The organism is Yimella radicis (genome assembly GCF_054778255.1).
Genome location: NZ_BAAGZR010000025.1, coordinates 441,792 through 460,722 on the forward strand (window position 1 = coordinate 441,792; position 18,931 = coordinate 460,722).

The following is an 18,931-nucleotide window of genomic DNA, read 5'->3' on the forward strand; positions in this document are numbered from 1 at the left end:
GTTCGGGATCAAACTGATCCTCACCGTGCTGGAGGAGAACCCCCGCGAGGCGCAGATCAGGCGCGAGCGCCGGTTGGCGCGCCGGAACGCGATCCTGGCGTCCCGGGTCTGAAGCGGATCGGCCACCCACCCCATTCGCGGGCGGGTGGCCGATCGGTGACCAGTGGGTGGCTCAGGCCCGGTAGGTGCCGTGGATGTAGCCGCGGCCGATCGCCTTGAAAGCCAGGTTGAACGAGCAGACCGCCGGGGACGCGTCCGCGTCGATGCCCAGCGACTCCTCGCCCACCGCGTGGACGGCGAAGTAGTAGCGGTGCGGGAAGACGTCGCCCTCGGGCGGTGCCGCCCCGGCGTACGCGACGGTGCCGCCGTCGTTCTTAAGCATGAATGCCGCGCCGGGCAGCGACGCGCCCTCCGCGCCGGCGCCCGTGTCGAGCGAGGTGACGTCGGCGGGCACATCGACGAGCACCCAGTGCCAGTAGCCGGAAGGGGTCGGGGCGTCCGGGTCGAAGCAGGTGACGACGTACGACTTGGTGCCCTCAGGGGCTCCGGACCAGGACAGCTGCGGCGAGGTGTCGCCCTGCGCCTGCACCTGGTCGGCCTTGAGCGGCTGACCGTCGGTCATGTCGTCGCTGCGGACCTCGAAGGAGGGCAGCGTGGGAAGGAATTCGTAGGGGTTCGGGGGCTGCTTGCGCTCGAGGGAACTCATGTCCCCCACTGTGCCGCACGCACCCGTCCCGACGCCGAGTGGCCGGGCTATGAATTGGTGGCCGGGCCATACCCCGGACGCTCGTTCACAGCCCGGCCACTCGGCGGGCCGGGCTCGCGGCAGTCGGCACAGCGGCCGAGCAGCGCAGCGTGTCCGGCGTCGAGCGCGAAGCCGAGTTCGCGGTCGGCGCGAGCGCTGAGCTCGGCGAGCCAATCGACCGGGACGTCGAACATCCGCTGACAGCCGACGCACTGCAGGTGCGAGTGGCTGTGGCCGGAGACCGCCAGGTGGTAGATCGTCGCCGAGTCGGGCACGTGGGTGTGCGCGATGACTCCGAGGTCGACGAGCGACTGCAGACAGCGATAGATCGTGGCGCGGTGGACGCCGGGATGCCGTTCCCCGACGCGTCCGGCGACGGCGTCCGCGTCCATGTGCGGCCGGTCGGCGAGCGCCTCCAGGACCGCGCGCCGGGCCGTTGTGATGCGTTCGCCCTGAGCTCGCACGGCCGCGACCGCGGCGTCGACCTGAGTAGCGGGTTGCGACTGCATGAGCCCATGGTGTCAGCCGCCGTGCGGGACACACCAGGAATTACCGGACCCCCCGGTTGTCATTCGTTACTGGCGGGTAGCACAATGACATTACTGCCCAGTAACTAGCGCGATGGCAAGCGCTGCGCTTGAACAGGAGCCACACGTTGACGCACTACAAGAGCAACGTCCGCGACATCGAGTTCAACCTCTTCGAGGTGCTCGGTCGCGATGAGGTGCTCGGCACCGGACCGTACGCCGACCTCGACGCCGACACCGCCCGCGAGATGATCAAGGAGGTCGCTCGCCTGGCCGAGACCGACCTGGCCTCGTCGTTCGTGGACGCCGACCGCAACCCGCCGGTCTACGACCCGGAGACCAAGTCGGTCACCATGCCCGAGTCGTTCGCCAAGAGCTACAAGACCTACCAGGACTCCGGTTTCTGGAGCGTCGACGTGAACGAGGAACTGGGCGGCACCGTCGCTCCGCCGAGCCTGAAGTGGGCGATGAACGAGATGGTGCTGGGATCGAACCCCGCCATCGCGATGTTCGCCGCCAGCTACGCCTTCGGCAAGCTGCTGTACCTGCTCGGTACCGACGAGCAGAAGAAGCTCGCCGCTCACATCGTCGAAAAGGGCTGGCACTGCACGATGGTGCTCACCGAGCCGGACGCCGGTTCGGACGTCGGTGCCGGGCGCGCCAAGGCCGTGCAGCAGGACGACGGCACCTGGCACATCACCGGCGTGAAGCGCTTCATCACCTCCGGCGAGTCCGACATGACCGACAACGTCATCCACTTCGTGCTCGCGCGCCCCGAGGGTCACGGCCCGGGCACCAAGGGACTGTCGCTGTTCATCGTCCCGAAGTACCAGGTCGACCTGGAGACCGGTGAGCTCGGCGAGCGCAACGGTGTCTACACGACCAACGTCGAGAAGAAAATGGGCCTGAAGGTGTCGACCACCTGCGAGCTCACCTTCGGCGACGGCGCACCCGCCGTCGGCACCCTGCTGGGCGACGAGCACGACGGCATCGCGCAGATGTTCCGTGTCATCGAGCACGCGCGAATGCTGGTGGGCACCAAGGCGATCGCCACCTTGTCGACCGGCTACCTCAACGCGCTCGATTACGCCAAGCAGCGTGTCCAGGGCGCCGACATGACCACGCCGCAGAAGGACGCCCCACGCGTCACCATCACCCACCACCCCGACGTCCGCCGCTCGCTGATGCTTCAGAAGGCGTACGCGGAGGGTCTGCGGGCGCTGGTGCTGTTCACCGCGACCCAGCAGGACATCGTCGACCAGGAGTTCCTGGCCACCGGCAGCGAGATCCCGGCGGACGGTACCCCGGCGCAGATGGCCGCGCGTCTCAACGACCTGCTGCTGCCGATCGTCAAGGGTGTCGGTTCGGAGCGTGCGTGGGTGCTGCTGGGCACCGAATCGCTGCAGACGTTCGGCGGCTCGGGCTTCCTGCAGGAGTACCCGATCGAGCAGTACATCCGCGACGCGAAGATCGACACGCTGTACGAGGGCACGACGGCCATCCAGGGTCAGGACTTCCTGTTCCGCAAGATCCTCAAGGACCAGTTCGTCGCTCTCGGCGCACTGGCCGAGCAGATGCTGCAGACCGCCAAGGGCGGCGCGGGCGACGACAAGCTGCGAGGTGAGCGTGACCACCTCGGCAAGGCGATCGAGGACGTCCAGGGCATGGTCGAGAACCTCGCCATGACCGCGATGGGTTCGATGAGTGAGGACGGCGACCCGAAGTCGATTTACAAGGTCGGCCTCAACACCACCCGCTTCCTGCTCGCTGCCGGTGACCTCGTCATCGGCTGGCTGCTGCTGCGCCAGGCCGAGGTCGCACAGGCCCGTCTGGACGCCGGGGACGCCGGCAAGGACGAGGCGTTCTACACGGGCAAGGTGGCGGCGGCGAAGTTCTTCGCGGCCAACGTGCTGCCACGTTTGAGCGCGGACAAGGCCATGCTGGAAGCAACCGACCTGTCGCTGATGGAACTGCCGGAAGAAGCGTTCTGAGCCCGATCGCGAGCTGAGTACCTCTGCACGTCAACGGTGGCTGACCCCTTCGATGGGTCGGCCACCGTTGTTCTCGGTATTTTCACTATCAACACGGTCGGCGTCGTGCACCCGTTTCGTGGCGGCGTGGGATAGGTTCATCTGACACCGCTGGTCGCGACGTCGGATAGCCCGTCGCGGCCAGCGCTGTTTTTGGGGCGACGGCTTCTGCTCATCGACGCGACCCCGACGCCGAGTGCGCAACTGTTGCGCGCTCGGCTCGAAACAAGTCGACGTTTCGCGCCGCGCACGTAACAGCTGTGAGTCCGGGCGAGTAGGTGTGAGTTCGGTCAGCGGACGGCGACCTCGGCTGCGTGTCGTGCGATGGCCCATTCCTCGTTCGTGGGCACCACCAGAACCGCGACTCGACCGGCGCCGTCATCGATCCTGCGGGCGCCACCATCATGTGAACTGTTCTTCTGCTCGTCCAGACGCACTCCGAGGAAGCCGAGTCGCTCCAGCACAGCAGCCCTGATCGTGGGCGAGTTCTCACCGACACCGGCGGTGAAGGTGATGGCGTCCAGGCCACCGAGCACCGCGGCGTAGGCACCCACGTACTTCACCAGACGGTGGACGTAGACGTCGAACGCCAGCGTCGCGGCCTCGTCCCCGTCGTCCTTCGCCTGCTTCAGGTCGCGGAAGTCGCGGTGACCGCCGAGGCCGTAGATACCGGACTTCTTGTTCAGCAGGTCGTCGAGCCCCTGTGCGTCAAGGTCTGCAACGCGACTGAGGTGCAACAGGATTCCCGGGTCGAGGTCACCACTTCGGGTACCCATCACAAGACCCTCCAGGGGGGTCAGACCCATCGAGGTCTCGACGGCACGGCCGGAATCGACCGCCGAGATGCTCGCACCATTACCCAGGTGCAACACGATCTGTTTCAGGTCGTCGCGACCCAGCAGCGAGGACACCTGCTGCGAGACGTATTCGTGCGAGGTGCCGTGGAAGCCGTACCGGCGAATCGCGTGCTCACGCGCGAGATCACGGTCGATGGCGTACGTCGCGGCGGCGGCGGGCAATTCGGAGAAGAAGGCCGTGTCGAACACTGCGACGTGCGGCAGGTCGGGAAAAGCCTTGCGGGCACTGCGGATTCCGGCCAGTCCCGCGGGGTTGTGCAGCGGAGCAAGTACTGCGACACGATCGATCTCGGACTCCACGCCGTCGTCGATGAGCGTCGGTTCGGTGAAGTTGCGTCCACCGTGGACGACGCGGTGACCGACCGCGATCACCGAGTCGGGGGTGAGCGGTGTGCCACCCCGTTCCATCGCGTCCTGCATGACCGTCACCGCAGCCGAATGGTCGGGCACCTCGACGTCCCGCTCGTCCTTGCGGTCACCGGATTCGTGCTTGAGATGTCCCTTGTCGGTACCGACCCGCTCGATGAGTCCCTTCGCCGACGCCTCGCCGGTCTCGGGGTCGACCAGTTGGTACTTCAGCGACGACGAGCCGGCGTTGACGACGAGAACGTTGCTCATGAGATCCCCTGCTGCAGTGACTGTGCCTGGATGGCGGTGATCGCCACCGTGTTGATGATGTCGTCGACCAGCGCGCCGCGGGACAGGTCGTTGACCGGCTTGTTCAGGCCCTGCAACACCGGACCGATCGCGATCGCACCGGCGCTGCGTTGGACAGCCTTGTAGGTGTTGTTGCCGGTATTGAGGTCGGGGAAGATCAGCACGCTGGCCTGACCGGCGACCGGGGAGTCGGGCATCTTCGACTTCGCGACGGAGGGCTCGACCGCCGCGTCGTACTGGATCGGGCCCTCGACCAGCAGCTCGGGTTCACGCTCGTGGACCAGCGCGGTCGCCTGCCGCACCTTGTCCACGTCGGCGCCGTGACCGGAGCTTCCGGTGCTGTACGACAGCATCGCCACGCGCGGCGCGATGTCGAACTGTTGTGCGGTGCGTGCGGAGGAGATCGCGATGTCGGCGAGCTGTTCGGCGGTCGGGTCGGGATTGACTGCGCAGTCGCCGTAGACCAGCACCTCGTCGGCAAGGCACATCAGGAACACACTGGAGACGACGTTCGTGCCCGGCACCGTCTTGATGATCTCGAAGGACGGCTTGATGGTGTGTGCCGTCGTGTGCGCGGCGCCGCTGACCATGCCGTCGGCCTTGCCGAGGTGCACCATCATGGTGCCGAAGTAAGACACGTCCGTCACCGTCTCGCGAGCCTGCTCGATCGAGATGTTCTTGTGCGCCCGCAGCCGCGCGTACTCGGTGGCGAACTCCTCGACCAGGCGAGGGTCGTTGGGGGACAACAGGTTCGCGCCGCTGAGATCGGCACCGATGGACGATGCGAGCGAGCGAATCTTCAGCTCGTCGCCGAGGATCGTCAGGTCGGCGATGCCACGCCGCAATACCGCGTCCGCCGCTTCGAGAACGCGGGGATCGTCTCCCTCCGGCAACACGATGTGCATGCGCTGCGCGCGTGCGCGATCCATCAGCCGGTGGCCGAACATCAAGGGGGTGACGGCTGCGCTGGTGCCCAGCTTCATGCAGTCCAGCAGCGTCTGCGCGTCGGCGTGATCGGCGAAGTTACGCAGGGCCGCCTCGACCTTCGCCTTCGCTTCGGGACGCATGCGCCCCGTCACCCGCGACAGCACCGCGGTCGTCTCGAAGGTGTCGAGTTCGGTGACGATGATCGGGAGTTCGAGGTGCGCACCCTCGATCAACTGGATGACGCTGGACGGGGGCGTGTATCCGCCGGTGAGAACGATCGACGACAGAGCCGGGAACGTGCCCGACTGGTGGGCCAGGACGAGGCCGGGAAGGATGTCGTAGCGGTCGCCGGGAGCGATGACGGTGACGTCGTCGACGAGCCTGGTGAGCACGTTCGGCATCGACATCGCGGCCACGAGGAAGCCCTGGGCCTCGCGGTGCAGCCACTCCGAGTTGCCCTGGACGAGGTCGCCGCGACACGCCTTCATGAGGTCGCCGACGGTCGGGGCGTCCAGCAGGGGGTTCTCCGGCAGGATGCCGGCGAGTGCCAAGCCGTGCAGCCGCTTGGACGTCTCGAAGCGGGTGCGGATGTCGCCCGCACGTGCATCGTCGGCCCGGTTGACCACGACCGCAACGGGATTGGCGTGCCGCGTGCGCAGTTCCTCGACGGCGAGTTCGGCGGCAGTCACGACATCGACCGCCGACCGGGCGAACGCCGGCACCACCAGCACGACCGGTGTGCCCAGATTCGCGGCGATCATCGCGTTGAACGACGCCTCCGCTCCCGGGGACACGTCGTGGAAGTCGCTACCCAGCACGAGAACGACGTCATGCTCGGCGCCGAGAGCGTGAAAGCGTTCGACGATCCGGGTCAGCGCCTCCTCCTCATCGCCGTGCGTCTCCTCGTACCCGACGCCGATGGCCGACTCGTAGGACTGGTGGCCACCGGCCTGGGTGAGCATCAGTTCGACGATCGGGTCACGCTCGCCGAGGGTCGCGGTCACGGGTCGGAAGATCCCGACCGAGCCGGCCTCGCGGGCCAGCAATTGAAGGAGTCCGAGGGCGACGGTGGACTTGCCTGCCTGTCCCTCGGCGGAGGTCACGAAGACGCTTCGAGCCATGCCCCTGAGTCTATGTGCGTGCTGTCATCCCGTCCGACCTGGCGAGCGTTCGAAGTCACGATCAGACCCCGCGCAGGTGCAGGTCGAGCACCGCGTCCGCACCGGCCTCCAACCGCACCGGAATACCCCAGTCCTGTTGGTACAGGTGACAGGCGGCGTGCTCGGGCACCTCCCCGTCGGGCCCGGATGCGTCGCACGCCGCGGCGCGCACGCTGATGTGCAGCACACCGTCCCCGACGGAACTGTCGAGATCGAGCGCACGGGCGAGACCGGTTGCCCGACCACCGCCGGACCGGATCAGCGAATCCGGGGTCGAGGACACCATCAGCATCGTCGGATCGCCGTACCGGTCGTCCAGTTTCTGCCCGGCCGACGGCTCGAAATGCACGACGAGTTCGACTGCGCCTGGCGCGATCTGCGTCGCAGACCGACGCACTCGTCCGGCGCCGCCCTCGGCCGCAGCGGTTGCCGGCAGACGCATCCGATCGACGCGATGGGCCGACGACTCGACGACGATCAGACCGTCGTCCAGAGGCAGCACGTCGCTGGGTTCGCTCAGCCCGGTGAGCGCCGTGCTCAGCACCTGCGTCACAGGGTCGAACCGGCGGATCGCGCCGTTGTAGGTATCGGCGACCAGCACGGTGCCGTCCGCCGCCTCGGCGACGCCGAGCGGGTGTTGCATGCGCGCCTGCGAACGAACACCGTCCACGAACCCGAAGTCGAACAGACCCTCCCCGATGTGCGTCTCGAGACGGAAACCGTTGTCGTCGACCACGATCGAACGCAGCGCAGACGTCTCGGAGTCGGCGATCCAGACCCGGTCGCCGGATGCACTCACAGCCAGGCCGGACGGTTGCGCGAGCCACGCTTCGTCCGCCGCACCGTCACGCAGGCCTTCGGCGCTCGTCCCGGCCAGGACCGCGACCGTGTTGTTCTCAGGTTCGGTAGCGAGGTGCAACGCCCACAGCTGATGGGTACCGGCCATCGCGATCACCGCGCGGTCGAGCCACCAGACGATGTCCCACGGCGAGGACAGCGGCTGCTTGTGCGCAGCACCGCCTCCGGAACGCTCACGCAGCTGCTCACCCGTACCCGCCTCAGTGCGAATCCGCCCGTCGGACAACCGGATCGAGGCAATTCGGTGGTTCACCGTGTCCGCGACCAGCAGGTCGTAGCCGAGCCGTTCGGCCGCGTCCGATGGGAGCACACAGACGCCCTGCGGTTCTTCGAAGACCTCCGGCCCACCGAATCGTGCCCGTTCGGTCCGCAGGTCCGATTCCAGGAGCACGATCTGGTGGTGCGCGGTGTCGCTGACGACGAAGCCGCCGTCGCCCAGCGGGACGGCCTTCCCCGGGAACCTGAACTGCGTCGAGTCCGAGCTCGGCGGGACGTACGGTGAATCTCCTCGCCGCAGAGTGCCCCTCACGCTGTGCTCGCTGATCAGTTCACGGACCAGCGAGGCGATGCCCGGTCCATGACCCTCACCCGACATCTGTCCGACGATGTAGCCCTCCGGGTCGATGACGACCAGCGTCGGCCAGGCACGAGCCGTGTACGCATCCCACGTCACCAGGTCGGGATCATCGAGCACCGGGTGATGGACGGCGTACCGCTCGACGGCGGCCTCGACGGCTTCAGGTCGCCCTTCGTGTTCGAACTTGGGCGAGTGCACGCCGATGATCACCAGCGAGTCGGCGAACTCCTGCTCGAGCGGACGCAGTTCGTCCAGGACGTGCAGGCAGTTCACGCAACAGAAGGTCCAGAAGTCCAGAACGACGATCCGGCCGCGCAGACCGACGAGAGAGAGTTCCTCGCCGCCGGTGTTCAGCCACCGCCGGCCTCGAAGTTCAGGGGCACGCAACCGGTCGACCATGTCGCCAGTCTCGCACCGAGAGCACTCAGGACGTGGCCGGCCCGCAGGCGGTCGATCAGCATGGCGACGGGCTGGCCGCGCGACTGCTCACAGGCGACGGTCCCGCAGAACCGGGAAGGACTCGCGCTGCTGGGCGACGAGCGAGGGGTCGATCTCTGCTCGGAGCACCTCTTCACCCTCCCCCGCTTCGGCCAGCACAACGCCGTTGGGGTCGATGACTGCGGAGTGTCCGCCCATCTCGGTCTCGGCGTGGGTGCCCGCTGTGTTGCAGGCCAGCACGAAGGTTTGGTTCTCGATCGCCCTGGCGCGCAACAGGACTCGCCAATGCTCGACCCGCGCCATCGGCCACGCCGCCGGAATCAACGACAGTTCGACGTCGCGGTCGCCGTACTGCCGGTACAGCTCGGGGAAGCGCAGGTCGTAGCAGGTGCTGAGGCCGGCCCTGGTGCCGTCGATCTCCACGGTCACCAGGTCCTCTCCCGCCTCCATCAGCTTCGGCTCGCCGCCGGCGAACCCGAAGCGGTGGATCTTGCGGTAGGTCGCGAGGGCTCGCCCGTCGCGGCCGAAGATCAGCGACGTGTTCCACAGGTCTTTGCCCTCGGCACCGGTGGAGCCGTCCGCCGGACGCTCGACGATGGACCCCCCGTGCAGGTACGCGCCGATCGAGCGCGCTGCATCCGAGAGCCTTTGTGCGACAACGCCGTCCGTCGCCTGGGCTGCGCCTGACCACGCCCGGTAGTCGAAGCCGCCGGCCGACCAGAGTTCGGGCAGCATGACCAGATCGTGTCCGCGCTGCTGCTCGACGAGGTCGACCACGCGATCGATCCGCTCGGCGATCGGCTCATTGTCGTCGTACGCCAACTGGATCAGCGCGACCTTCATCAGCTGCCTCCTCGGCCCCGGCCCAGGCCGGCCAGGTAGTCGTTGTACGCGTTCAGGTCGCAGTCGCCGTCCCGCTCGGCCTTGCGCTCCTGACGCTCGGCGTCCCGACTGTCGGTGCGGTACCACTCGAACGCGATGAGCATCGTCAACAACAGCGTCGGCACCTCACCGACACCCCAGGCGACGGTACCCGCGCGCTGCTGGTCCAGCAGCGGGTCGGGCACGTAGGACAGTCCGACCCGGGTGAAGAAGTCGCCGGCGAGCAGGTCGGTGCCGGTCATCAAGGCCACGCCGAAGAAGGCGTGGAAGGCGACGGTGACCAACAGGACGAGCAACCGGATCGGCGCCGGCCACTTACGTGGCCCGGGGTCGATGCCCACCAGCGACCACGCGAACAGGTAACCGGACAGCACGAAGTGGATGATCATCGTCAGGTGCCCGGTGTGGGTGGTGAGCGCGAACTCGAACCAGCCGGTGTAATAGAAGAGAATCAGCGTGCCGAGAACGATCGTTGCGATGATGGCCGGGTTTGCGACGACGTTGAGCACCCGGGAGTGCACCGAGGCGAGCAGCAGTTCACGCGGGCCGAGGGTCTTGTCCTTGCGCTTGGGCAGCGCACGCAGTGCGAGCGTGACGCCGGCTCCGCGCACCAGGAAGATCGGCACGACCATCGACAGCATCATGTGTTCGGCCATGTGTGCCGAGAACATCACGCGTCCGTAGATGCCGGGCCCGCCGCTGATCATGAACACGAACAGCGCCCAGCCGAAACACCAGGAGATCGTGCGGTCGATCGGCCACTTGTCGCCGCGCTGCTGCAGGCGGCGCACCCAGCGCAGGTAGACGAGGACGGCGACGACGGCGACCGAGGTGAACAGCCACTGCGTGCGCCACGATCCGAAGATCTCCGCGGCGCTGATCTGCGGCGGTGCCGGGTAGCCGGTCAGCGCGACGACGGGGTCGGCGGACTCCTGCTCGACCACCGGCGGTGCAGTACGGGCGAGCGCTGTCGCCAACCCGATCGCGACGGCCATGATGACCACCTCGACCGACGCCAGCCGGACGGCGAGCGAGCGGGCCGGTTTGTCCTGCGGGTCCTTCTTCAGCCGCTCGACGACCGCTGAGCGCTGGCGGGCACCGATGACGCCGAGTGCGACCAGCGCACCCACCTTGAGCAGGAGCAGGACGCCATACGCACTGCCGAGATCGGACAGCGAGCGCAGCCGCAGGAGTGCAGCCAGGACCCCCGACCCGGCGACGCCGACGTAGCACCACAGTGCGATGGTCGAGAACCGTTGCAGAACGACGCTTGCTGATTTGCCGAGGGTGTTCCACATCGCCGCGATCGCGGTGATCCCGCCGACCCAGATCGTCACCGACAGCAGGTGGACGGCGAGCGAGTCGACGCCGGTCTCGTGGTCGGCGCTACCGGCGGCGTGGCCGGAGAGCGCGAGCGGCCACAGCGCGAGGAGAGCACCGAAGAAGGCCCATGCGAGTCCGTTGCGGCGGGGATTGAGGAAGCACCAGGCGCTGATCGACAGGGCACCGACGGCGGTGATTGCCGGGGCGCGCAGCACCTCGAGATCCCAGGTGAACTTCCAGGCGCCCGTCCAGAATCCCTCGGAGCCGACCGGGACACCTGCAGCGTCGCCGTACGCCAGCACGGCACGGGCGACGCCGGCCAGACCCCAGGCCAGTGCACTCCAGGCCGCGACCCGCCCGGCGATGACCCGCCGGCGTGAACTCGTGGTCTCCGGCACAAGGAGGCCGCCGAGCAACAGGGCACCGATGGTGAGCGCGGCGGCAAGGTCGTGAACGGTGCGGGTGAGCGGCAGCCCCCATCGCACCAACGGGCCGGGGTCGAGGAGTTCGAGCGGGTTCGCAGCCCCACCGGCGAGGACGGCGACGGTGCAGACGGTCAGCGCGACCGCAGCAGCGAACGGGGTAAGGACGCGGTTGGTCATCGGGCGACGAACACGGTGCTGGCGCCACGACAGGAGCGTTCGCCCTCGAACGCCGGGAGAGCTTCGGCGAGGTCGGGTCGGAAGGTGGCCAGGTACGTCTGCGCGGCGACATGGTCGGCGAACACCGCACGAGTGTCGAAGTCCTCCTGGTCGATGTGCGCGAAGTGTCGGCTCAAGGCATCCCGCCCGTTCTCGGTGCTGAAGCCGGTGACGAGCGGCTCTCCCCCGGCCTGCGTCAGCAGATCTGCCAGGTGCTCATCGCCGTTCGTGACCGCGACGAAGGTGCCGCCTGGTCGAAGCACCCGGCGCACCTGCCTGAGCGCGGCGTCCAGATCGGGCACGTGGTAGAGCATCCAACCGGCGTACACCACATCGAAGGACGCGTCGTCGAACGGCAGGTCCGCGGCCTCGGCGACCTGGGTCAGGACGCCGTGTCGAGCGGTGGCGAGCGCCATCGTTCGAGAACGGTCGGTCGCGACGACATGAGTGTTCGGAAGTGCGTCGCGCACGGACGCGGCGAATTCGCCCGTACCGCAACCGACCTCGAGGAAGTCGGCGGGTTCAGCCGCCACGACGGCGGCGAGCGCCGCCCTTGTCGGGTTGCGCCCGTCCGGGGTGTCGCGCCACACCGACGCCCTGGTCGCGAGTCGGTCGGTCGTGTCGTACTGGATCGCCAGCGACGCCGCGTCGTTCGAGATCATGCCCACCCGTTCAGGGTACGTCGCAGGTTCACACCCCTAACCTGGGGAACATGCATCCGGCTGCCCCCACCGAACTGACCGAGCTCATCGCGGCCTACTCCGCCACCGGGCAGGCGATCCTCGACCTCGGTTTCACCTGCCATGAGGACGATTTCACCAAGCCGACGCAGTGCCCCGGCTGGACGGTGAAGGACCAGTTCTCGCACGTTGTCGGGCTGGAGGACATCTTCAACGGCGGCCCGACACCCGAGGTCGAGGTGCCTGATTACAAGTGGCTGCGCAGCGACTTCGGACGCTTCATGGAAGCCCACGTCGAGGCGCGTCGCGGAACACCCGGACCCGAGGTGGTCGCACAGTGGCAGGAACTGTTCCCACAGCGGGTCGCTGCCCTGCACCAGTTGCTCGCCGACCCCGAAACGATCGTCGAGACCGCGGTCGGGCCGCGTCGTCCGGTCGACCTGGTGTCGCTGCGCATCGTCGACATGTGGTGCCACGAGCAGGACATTCGCCAGGCGCTCAACCGGCCGGGGAATCTCGACACCCCAGCGGCCGCTCTGTTCACTGGCCGGCTGATGGCAGCGCTGCCGATCCGGGCTGCGAAGGCCGGATTACCGATCGGCACGACCGTGATCGTGGAGACGACCGGCCCGGTGAACGCGCGCTCGGGCGTCCGGGTGATCGAGGACGAGAACGGCAAGCCGTACGGTGAGGAACTGTTCTCCGGCGATTCACATGTCGAGAGCACCGATGTGACGTCGATCCGGATGACCACCGAGGAGTTCACCCGACGCGGCGCGGGCCGGATCGCCACCGAGGATCTGCGCTACCACGTCGAGGGCGACGAGGACGTCGCACGCCAGGTGCTTGATGCGATGGCCGTCACTCCTTGAGATTCAGCGCTCCGACAGGTTGAGCAAGAGGGTGAACAGACCGGCGTAGATCGCCGCCCAGATCACGCACCCGACGAGCAGAGCCGGAACGTACCTGCGCGCCGGCATCCGAGTGAGACCGGCGGAGAAGTTCGCGGCGGTCTGGACGCCGATGGTCAAGAACGACAACGGAACCGCGAACACGCCGAAACGCGACGACAACTCCTGGCGCGCGCCATCCGTGGGCCACTGAGTTTGCCCCGCCACCGCGTGGCGTGTCCTGCTCGCATGGCGGCGCGACCCAGCAGGTAGGTGCCGCCGGCACGCAGGAACACCACGACGAACAGCACAACGAACGCGAGTACGCCCGGCAGGTCACGAATTCGGTCCACGCGGTCAGCTTGTTCGGGCGAGCAGACCTTGAAGTCGATCGGACAGCGCCGTGTTCAGCTCGAACGCGCGCACCGCGGCGGTGAGCGATGCGTGCGGGTCGGCCGTCGCGGTCATGTCCTGCCCTTCGATCGAGTAAGGCAACCTAAGTCAAGGCTTCATGTCGGGGCAACCCGGCCCCCGTATCGGCACGTGTCGAGCCTCACCCCGTCACTTGTTTGCATCGATCTACTATGTGTAAAGTTGCTTGCTGCAAACAACCTGTGAGGAAGTCCATGTCCGTGAGCACGAAGGTCGCCGGCGAACTCGCCACCGATCTGGTGCACGTCGTCAAAAAGCTGTCGGCGTTGCGCAACCACCTCCCCCGGCTGCACCCGGCCATCGACGTCTCGTCCTACCCGGTGCTCATCGCGCTCAAGCAGGGCGATCAGCGCGTCTCGGCGATCGCCGCCTGCGTGCACTCGGACATCTCGACGGTGAGCCGGCAGATCAGTCACCTGGTGGCCGCCGGTGTCGCCGAGAAGGTCGCCGACCCGCAGGACGGCCGCGCCCAGGTGGTGCGACTGACCGACGAAGGCGAGCAGATCATCGACGAACTCGCCGCCCGCCGAGCCGAGTGGTTCCGCTCGATGCTCACCGGCTGGACCAGCGACGAGGTGCGCGACTTCACCGCGTATCTCGGACGGTTCGACCAAGCCCTCACCCACGAACTCGAACGCAACACCCACTGCGGAAAGCAGGACGCATGACCACCGCCGCCGCGAAGCCGACGGCAACGTCCGACGGCGACTACACACACAGTCAGATCCTGCGGATCCTCACCGGCCTGCTCATGGGCATGTTCCTCGCCGCCCTCGACCAGACCATCGTCTCCACCGCCATCCGCACCATCGGTGACGAACTGCACGGCCTGTCGATGCAGGCCTGGGTCACCACCGCCTACCTCATCACCTCGACGATCGCGACCCCGATCTACGGCAAGCTCGGCGACCTGTACGGCCGCAAGAAGCTGTTCCTGTTCGCAATCAGCGTCTTCATCGTCGGCTCATTCGCGTGTGCGTTCGCCGACTCGATGACCCAGCTCGCCGTGTTCCGTGCCATCCAGGGCGTCGGCGCCGGTGGCCTGTTCACCTTGGCCCTGGCGATCATCGGCGACATCGTGGCGCCGCGTGAGCGCGCAAAGTACACCGGCTACTTCATGGCAGTCTTCGCCACTAGCTCGGTGCTCGGCCCGGTCATCGGCGGACTGTTCGCACAGACCAGCTCGATCGCCGGCATCACCGGATGGCGCTGGGTCTTCCTGGTCAACGTGCCGATCGGCATCGCCGCACTCTTGGTCGTCTCGCGCACCCTGCACCTGCACCACGTGCGCCGCGAGGCCCGCGTCGACTGGTGGGGCGCCGCCGCGCTCGTCGTCGCGCTCGTCCCGCTGCTCACCGTCGCCGAACAGGGCCGCGAGTGGGGCTGGGGCTCAGGCAAGGCGCTCGCCGCCTTCGCGATCGGTGCCGTCGGCGTCATCGCGTTCTGCTTCATCGAGCGGTCGATGGGCGACGACGCGCTGATCCCGCTACGGATCTTCCGAATCAGGGCCGTCAGCGTCACGGTCGTGGCATCCGTCATCGTCGGTCTGGCGATGTTCGGCGCGATGATGGTGCTGCCCCTGTACATGCAGATCGTGCACGGAGCGTCCCCGATGATGTCGGGTCTGATGATGCTGCCGATGGTCGTCGGCATGATGAGCATGGCGATGACGTCCGGCATCATCACCTCCCGCACCGGGATCATCCGACCGTTCCCGATCATCGGTACCGCGATCGCGACGTTGGCGATGGTGCTGCTGTGGACGATCGACGCCGGCACCAACCTCGCTGTCGTCATGGCGTTCATGTTCCTGCTCGGCATCGGTATCGGTAACTGCATGCAGCCGCTGACGCTGATCGTGCAGAACGCCGTGCCACCGCAGGAGATCGGTGTGGCGACCTCGGCCGCGACGTTCTTCCGTCAGCTCGGTGGAACCCTCGGTGTCGCGATCTTCCTGTCGATCCTGTTCAGCACCGTCGGCGAGAAAATCTCCTCGGCTTTCAAGGCCGAGCTGCCCGCCATTCAACAAGCCGCGAAGGCCGACCCGTCCCTGCTGCAGAACCCGTACAACGCCGGCGTCCTCAAGGGCGACACCTCGATCATGGCCAGGGTTCAGGACGACTCATCGATCATCAGCAAGATGTCGGACGTCGTCGCCCACCCGTTCAAGGTCGGCTTCTCCGACTCGATCTCGCAGATCTTCATCGCGGCAGCCGCCGTCATGTTCGTCGGCTTCCTGGTCACCCTGCTCATGCCGAAGGTCGAGCTGCGCTCGCAGTCGGCGGGCGCGGCGATGCGCCAGCAGGCTGCCGAAGGCGGCGCGTCCTCGGCCGACGAGGCGGGCGACAACTTCGCCGGTCTCGAGCCGGGCACCGCGCCGGCGGGCACGGCTCCGGCCGTCAACGCTGCGGCCTGTGACATCGACGCCACCGACAGCACGATCGACGACGATGCCGACACGGCGGCCAAGCACGCCGCGTCCGGCGACGTCGAGGTCGAAGCGCCGAGTCACACCACGCCGAAGCACCTGGCCGACTGAGCCACGCTTCGCACCACAACCGGGCCTCCCCCCCCACTGCGGGGAGGGGCCCGGTTCGTCGTGCCCGCTCCTACGATCGAGGGGTGTTGCACCCCCACTATCCGATCCGCACCGAGCGCCTGGCGCTGCGTCCGATCACGTCGGCCGACACCGACGCGATGCTGGAGTACAAGTCCGATCCGGACGTCGTGCGGTACGTGCCGTACGACGTCCTCGACCGGGATGGTGTCGAGCGGCGTATCGGATCGGCCTGGGGCCGAAGCGTTTTCGACGCACCGGGCGACGATGTGAGCCTCGGCGTCGAGGAGACCGCCACCGGCCTGGTCGGCGACGTCGTGCTCTTATGGCACAGCGAGAAGGACCGATCGGGCGAGGTCGGCTACATCTTCCACCCCGGTGTCCGCGGACGCGGGTACGCCGGTGAGGCCGTCGCGGCCCTGCTCGACCTCGGGTTCGGTGGGCTCGGGCTGCACCGCATCGTCGCGCGCATCAACGAGTTGAACGAGGCGTCGGTGCGCGTCGTCGAGCGGCTCGGTTTCCGCCGTGAGGTCCGCACGGTGGAAAGCATCTGGTTCAAGGGTGGCTGGGCGACGATGCTGGAGTACGCGCTGCTCGAGCAGGAGTGGGCGCCGAGGTCACAGATCCCGCCGGTCAGGTAGCGCCCGGTGGTTGAGCCGGATTCTTCGCGAGCACAGCGGCCTCAGGATCCGCGCCAAAGCCGAAACCCTCCCAGGTCGATGTCGGCGATCCCACCTAAAGTCGACCCGTGGTCATCACCTGGGGCATCTCGCTCGTCGCGTGCTGCGTGCTGCTGCTGGCGATCCCCGTGCTCCTGGAATGGCGGGCCGGCACCGGGCTCGCCCCTTCGATCGCGATCGCCGGGCTGCGCTCAATCGTCCAGTTGGTCGTGGTTGCGCTGCTCATCGTGTTCGCGATCTCGCACCTGTGGGCAACGCTGTTGGTCGTCGTGGCGATGTTCACGATGGCGGTGCTGACCAGTGTCGGGCGCGTCGGCGTCAGTCGACGCCAGGCGCCGATGGCCGCGCTCGCGATGGGCGCCGGGCTGCTGCCGGTGCTTGCGGTGACGGTGTTCTCCGGCACCATCCCGTTCAAGGGGGTCGCGCTCATCCCGATCGCCGGCGTCGTGATGAACAACATCATGTCGGTGCACACCCTCGGCGGCCGCAACTCCTTCCGCGCGCTCGAGGAGCAGCACGAGATCGTCGAGGGCTACCTCGCGCTCGGCCTGCCCGCGCAGACCGCGGCCGCGCAGGTGCTCCACCCGCGGATCAAGGAGTCGCTGATCCCTGGCATCGACAGCGTGAAGACCGCCGGCATCGTCACCCTGCCCGGAGCCTTCCTGGGCGTGATGCTCGGCGGCGGGTCACCGATGGACGCCACGATGGCGCAGGTGGTCGTGCTGCTCGGCGTGTTGTGCGCGCAGAGCTGCACGGCGCTCGCGCAGTACGAACTCATCATCCGCGGCCGGCTCCTGCGCGACGATCTGCGTTCGTTGTTCCGACCGTCCCCCGCGGTGGCGGCGACTCATGCGCCGGGGTAGGAGTCGATGTTCCAGATGTTGCCCTCGTGATCGGCGACGGCCACCGACCGACCGCCGTACGGCGGCTCGTGCACTTCGTCGAGTTGTCGCGCACCCGCGGCCAAGGCGCGGGCCAGCGTCGCGTCGACCTGATCGTCGGACTCGACGACGAGGTTGACGCAGGCGGTGCCCGGCCTGGGTCCGATGCCGTCCGGGCGGTCGGTGCCGAACATGATGCCGCCGTTGTCGCGCCAGGCGAACTGGGCGTGATGGACGACCTTCGGGTCGGCGTCGTCGTGCACTACGAGGCGCTCGGTGAAGCCGAGCGCGGTCAGGAACTCGATCGCAGCGCCGGCGTCGGCGTAGCGGAGGCAGGAATACAGTTGTGGTCTGGTCATGTTCGTGATTCTTTCCCGGAACGCATCGGCTCGGATTGAACCTTTGGGAACTCAGCCAGGGTCGCCGTGGGCGTGCGGCCGGCGAGGCGGCGCCATTCCCGGTTGAGGTGCGCCTGGTCGGCGTAGCCGGCGGCGTACGCCGCGTCGACAAGCGCGGTGCCGCCTTCGGCCAAGCGGTGCGCCCGCTCGAATCGCGCCAGTCGTGCGACCTGTTTGGGAGTCAGTCCGAACTCGCTGCGGAACTGGTTGAGCAGGTGTCGTCGCGACCACCCGACACGGTCGGCCACCCGCTCGATCGGCATCCGTCCCCCGGACGCGATGATCAGTCGCCACCCCTCGCGCACCTCGGGGCACGCAGGTTCGCAGTCCGCCGCAGCGAGCCGGGCGAACAGGTGGCGTTCGAGCACCGTGAACCGTTCGGGCCAGGTGAGTGGACCGAGCCGCTCGTGCAACGACGCCGGGAACGCCGGAAGGTCGTCGTCCGCATGGACCAGACCGCCCGCAAGTTCCGCCGCCGGCATGCCGTGCAGCGCACGCGCGCCGAACGGAGTGAGCGCCAGCTGGATGCCGCACTGCCGGCCGTGCGTGCGGATCAGGGCCGGACGCTGGTGCAGTCCGGCCGCCAACACCCAGAAACGATCGGAGGCGGCATCACCCACCCAACCGCAATCCAGCGCTTCGTCGAACTGGATGATCACGGTGAGGGTCGTCGAGGGCAGCCCGTGGTGCACGGCGTCGCGGTCGAGCCGGTAGTCGAATCCCTCGACGGACTCGACGAACTGCGACAACTCCGGCGGCACACGCCACGGGTACGACGGCATGTCGACGAC

17 protein-coding genes are annotated in these 18,931 nt (G+C 67.6%); 6 read left to right on the forward strand and 11 right to left on the reverse strand.

Annotation, left to right across the window (positions count from 1 at the left end):
- Positions 1–172: 172 nt before the first annotated feature.
- Positions 173–706: a YbhB/YbcL family Raf kinase inhibitor-like protein gene (locus ACYU8W_RS15190; RefSeq protein WP_499470340.1), complete on the reverse strand. Its 534-nt coding sequence runs from the start codon at positions 704–706 to the stop codon at positions 173–175.
- 47 nt (positions 707–753) lie between these two features.
- Complete coding sequence (locus tag ACYU8W_RS15195; protein WP_499470342.1) at positions 754–1,254, reverse strand: Fur family transcriptional regulator; 501 nt, start codon at positions 1,252–1,254, stop codon at positions 754–756.
- A gap of 146 nt (positions 1,255–1,400) precedes the next feature.
- Between ACYU8W_RS15195 and ACYU8W_RS15200 the strand changes: the two genes are divergently transcribed.
- Positions 1,401–3,263, forward strand: a complete 1,863-nt coding sequence (locus ACYU8W_RS15200) for an acyl-CoA dehydrogenase (RefSeq protein ID WP_499470344.1) — start codon at positions 1,401–1,403, stop codon at positions 3,261–3,263.
- 329 nt (positions 3,264–3,592) lie between these two features.
- Here the strand turns inward: ACYU8W_RS15200 and ACYU8W_RS15205 are convergent, their stop codons facing one another.
- The 6 genes from ACYU8W_RS15205 to ACYU8W_RS15230 all read right to left on the reverse strand — a co-directional run bounded on the left by ACYU8W_RS15205 (position 3,593) and on the right by ACYU8W_RS15230 (position 12,284).
- On the reverse strand, positions 3,593–4,777 hold the full coding sequence (locus ACYU8W_RS15205; RefSeq protein WP_499470346.1) for an acetate/propionate family kinase: 1,185 nt from the start codon (positions 4,775–4,777) through the stop codon (positions 3,593–3,595).
- On the reverse strand, positions 4,774–6,864 hold the full coding sequence (gene pta, locus ACYU8W_RS15210; RefSeq protein WP_499470348.1) for a phosphate acetyltransferase: 2,091 nt from the start codon (positions 6,862–6,864) through the stop codon (positions 4,774–4,776). The genes ACYU8W_RS15205 and pta overlap by 4 nt, the downstream gene beginning before the upstream one ends.
- A gap of 61 nt (positions 6,865–6,925) precedes the next feature.
- Positions 6,926–8,737, reverse strand: coding sequence for an NHL domain-containing thioredoxin family protein (locus ACYU8W_RS15215; protein WP_499470350.1), 1,812 nt, complete (start codon positions 8,735–8,737; stop codon positions 6,926–6,928).
- An 87-nt stretch (positions 8,738–8,824) separates the two neighbouring features.
- The gene (locus tag ACYU8W_RS15220) at positions 8,825–9,619 is read right to left on the reverse strand and encodes a carbon-nitrogen family hydrolase (RefSeq protein WP_499470352.1); all 795 of its coding nucleotides are present in this window, start codon (positions 9,617–9,619) and stop codon (positions 8,825–8,827) included.
- Positions 9,619–11,583 carry a bifunctional copper resistance protein CopD/cytochrome c oxidase assembly protein gene (locus ACYU8W_RS15225; RefSeq protein ID WP_499470354.1) on the reverse strand — a complete coding sequence of 655 codons (1,965 nt, stop codon included), beginning with the start codon at positions 11,581–11,583 and terminating at the stop codon, positions 9,619–9,621. The genes ACYU8W_RS15220 and ACYU8W_RS15225 overlap by 1 nt, the downstream gene beginning before the upstream one ends.
- A complete protein-coding gene (locus tag ACYU8W_RS15230; RefSeq protein WP_499470411.1) occupies positions 11,580–12,284 on the reverse strand; it encodes a class I SAM-dependent methyltransferase in 705 nt (234 codons plus the stop codon). Before ACYU8W_RS15230 ends, ACYU8W_RS15225 begins: the two co-directional genes overlap by 4 nt.
- 50 nt (positions 12,285–12,334) lie before the next feature.
- Between ACYU8W_RS15230 and ACYU8W_RS15235 the strand changes: the two genes are divergently transcribed.
- A complete protein-coding gene (locus tag ACYU8W_RS15235; RefSeq protein WP_499470356.1) occupies positions 12,335–13,174 on the forward strand; it encodes a maleylpyruvate isomerase family mycothiol-dependent enzyme in 840 nt (279 codons plus the stop codon).
- Positions 13,175–13,177: 3 nt separating this feature from the next.
- Here the strand turns inward: ACYU8W_RS15235 and ACYU8W_RS15240 are convergent, their stop codons facing one another.
- Complete coding sequence (locus tag ACYU8W_RS15240) at positions 13,178–13,357, reverse strand: hypothetical protein (protein WP_499470358.1); 180 nt, start codon at positions 13,355–13,357, stop codon at positions 13,178–13,180.
- 467 nt (positions 13,358–13,824) lie between these two features.
- On the opposite strand from ACYU8W_RS15240, the gene ACYU8W_RS15245 reads away from it, so the two are divergent.
- The 4 genes from ACYU8W_RS15245 (at position 13,825) to ACYU8W_RS15260 (ending at position 17,724) form a co-directional block, all read left to right on the forward strand.
- Positions 13,825–14,292 (forward strand): MarR family winged helix-turn-helix transcriptional regulator, encoded by a 468-nt coding sequence (locus ACYU8W_RS15245; RefSeq protein ID WP_499470360.1) that lies wholly within the window; start codon positions 13,825–13,827, stop codon positions 14,290–14,292.
- Positions 14,289–16,163, forward strand: a complete 1,875-nt coding sequence (locus ACYU8W_RS15250) for an MDR family MFS transporter (RefSeq protein WP_499470362.1) — start codon at positions 14,289–14,291, stop codon at positions 16,161–16,163. The genes ACYU8W_RS15245 and ACYU8W_RS15250 overlap by 4 nt, the downstream gene beginning before the upstream one ends.
- A gap of 83 nt (positions 16,164–16,246) precedes the next feature.
- Complete coding sequence (locus tag ACYU8W_RS15255; RefSeq protein WP_499470364.1) at positions 16,247–16,822, forward strand: GNAT family N-acetyltransferase; 576 nt, start codon at positions 16,247–16,249, stop codon at positions 16,820–16,822.
- 107 nt (positions 16,823–16,929) lie between these two features.
- Complete coding sequence (locus ACYU8W_RS15260; protein WP_499470366.1) at positions 16,930–17,724, forward strand: ABC transporter permease; 795 nt, start codon at positions 16,930–16,932, stop codon at positions 17,722–17,724.
- Here the strand turns inward: ACYU8W_RS15260 and ACYU8W_RS15265 are convergent.
- Positions 17,709–18,101, reverse strand: a complete 393-nt coding sequence (locus ACYU8W_RS15265; RefSeq protein WP_129624350.1) for a VOC family protein — start codon at positions 18,099–18,101, stop codon at positions 17,709–17,711. The two genes, ACYU8W_RS15260 and ACYU8W_RS15265, sit on opposite strands and share 16 nt — an antisense overlap.
- On the reverse strand, positions 18,098–18,922 hold the full coding sequence (locus ACYU8W_RS15270) for a helix-turn-helix domain-containing protein (RefSeq protein WP_499470368.1): 825 nt from the start codon (positions 18,920–18,922) through the stop codon (positions 18,098–18,100). Before ACYU8W_RS15270 ends, ACYU8W_RS15265 begins: the two co-directional genes overlap by 4 nt.
- Positions 18,923–18,931: the final 9 nt, after the last annotated feature.

Excerpts from the sequence above, each read along its gene's own strand:
- ACYU8W_RS15190 (WP_499470340.1), bottom strand. The coding sequence starts at position 706 with ATGAGTTCCCTCGAGCGCAAGCAGCCCCCGAACCCCTACGAATTCCTT.
- ACYU8W_RS15195 (WP_499470342.1), bottom strand. The coding sequence starts at position 1,254 with ATGCAGTCGCAACCCGCTACTCAGGTCGACGCCGCGGTCGCGGCCGTG.
- ACYU8W_RS15205 (WP_499470346.1), bottom strand. The coding sequence starts at position 4,777 with ATGAGCAACGTTCTCGTCGTCAACGCCGGCTCGTCGTCGCTGAAGTAC.
- pta (WP_499470348.1), bottom strand. The coding sequence starts at position 6,864 with ATGGCTCGAAGCGTCTTCGTGACCTCCGCCGAGGGACAGGCAGGCAAG.
- ACYU8W_RS15215 (WP_499470350.1), bottom strand. The coding sequence starts at position 8,737 with ATGGTCGACCGGTTGCGTGCCCCTGAACTTCGAGGCCGGCGGTGGCTG.
- ACYU8W_RS15220 (WP_499470352.1), bottom strand. The coding sequence starts at position 9,619 with ATGAAGGTCGCGCTGATCCAGTTGGCGTACGACGACAATGAGCCGATC.
- ACYU8W_RS15225 (WP_499470354.1), bottom strand. The coding sequence starts at position 11,583 with ATGACCAACCGCGTCCTTACCCCGTTCGCTGCTGCGGTCGCGCTGACC.
- ACYU8W_RS15230 (WP_499470411.1), bottom strand. The coding sequence starts at position 12,284 with ATGATCTCGAACGACGCGGCGTCGCTGGCGATCCAGTACGACACGACC.
- ACYU8W_RS15235 (WP_499470356.1), top strand. The coding sequence starts at position 12,335 with ATGCATCCGGCTGCCCCCACCGAACTGACCGAGCTCATCGCGGCCTAC.
- ACYU8W_RS15250 (WP_499470362.1), top strand. The coding sequence starts at position 14,289 with ATGACCACCGCCGCCGCGAAGCCGACGGCAACGTCCGACGGCGACTAC.
- ACYU8W_RS15265 (WP_129624350.1), bottom strand. The coding sequence starts at position 18,101 with ATGACCAGACCACAACTGTATTCCTGCCTCCGCTACGCCGACGCCGGC.
- ACYU8W_RS15270 (WP_499470368.1), bottom strand. The coding sequence starts at position 18,922 with ATGCCGTCGTACCCGTGGCGTGTGCCGCCGGAGTTGTCGCAGTTCGTC.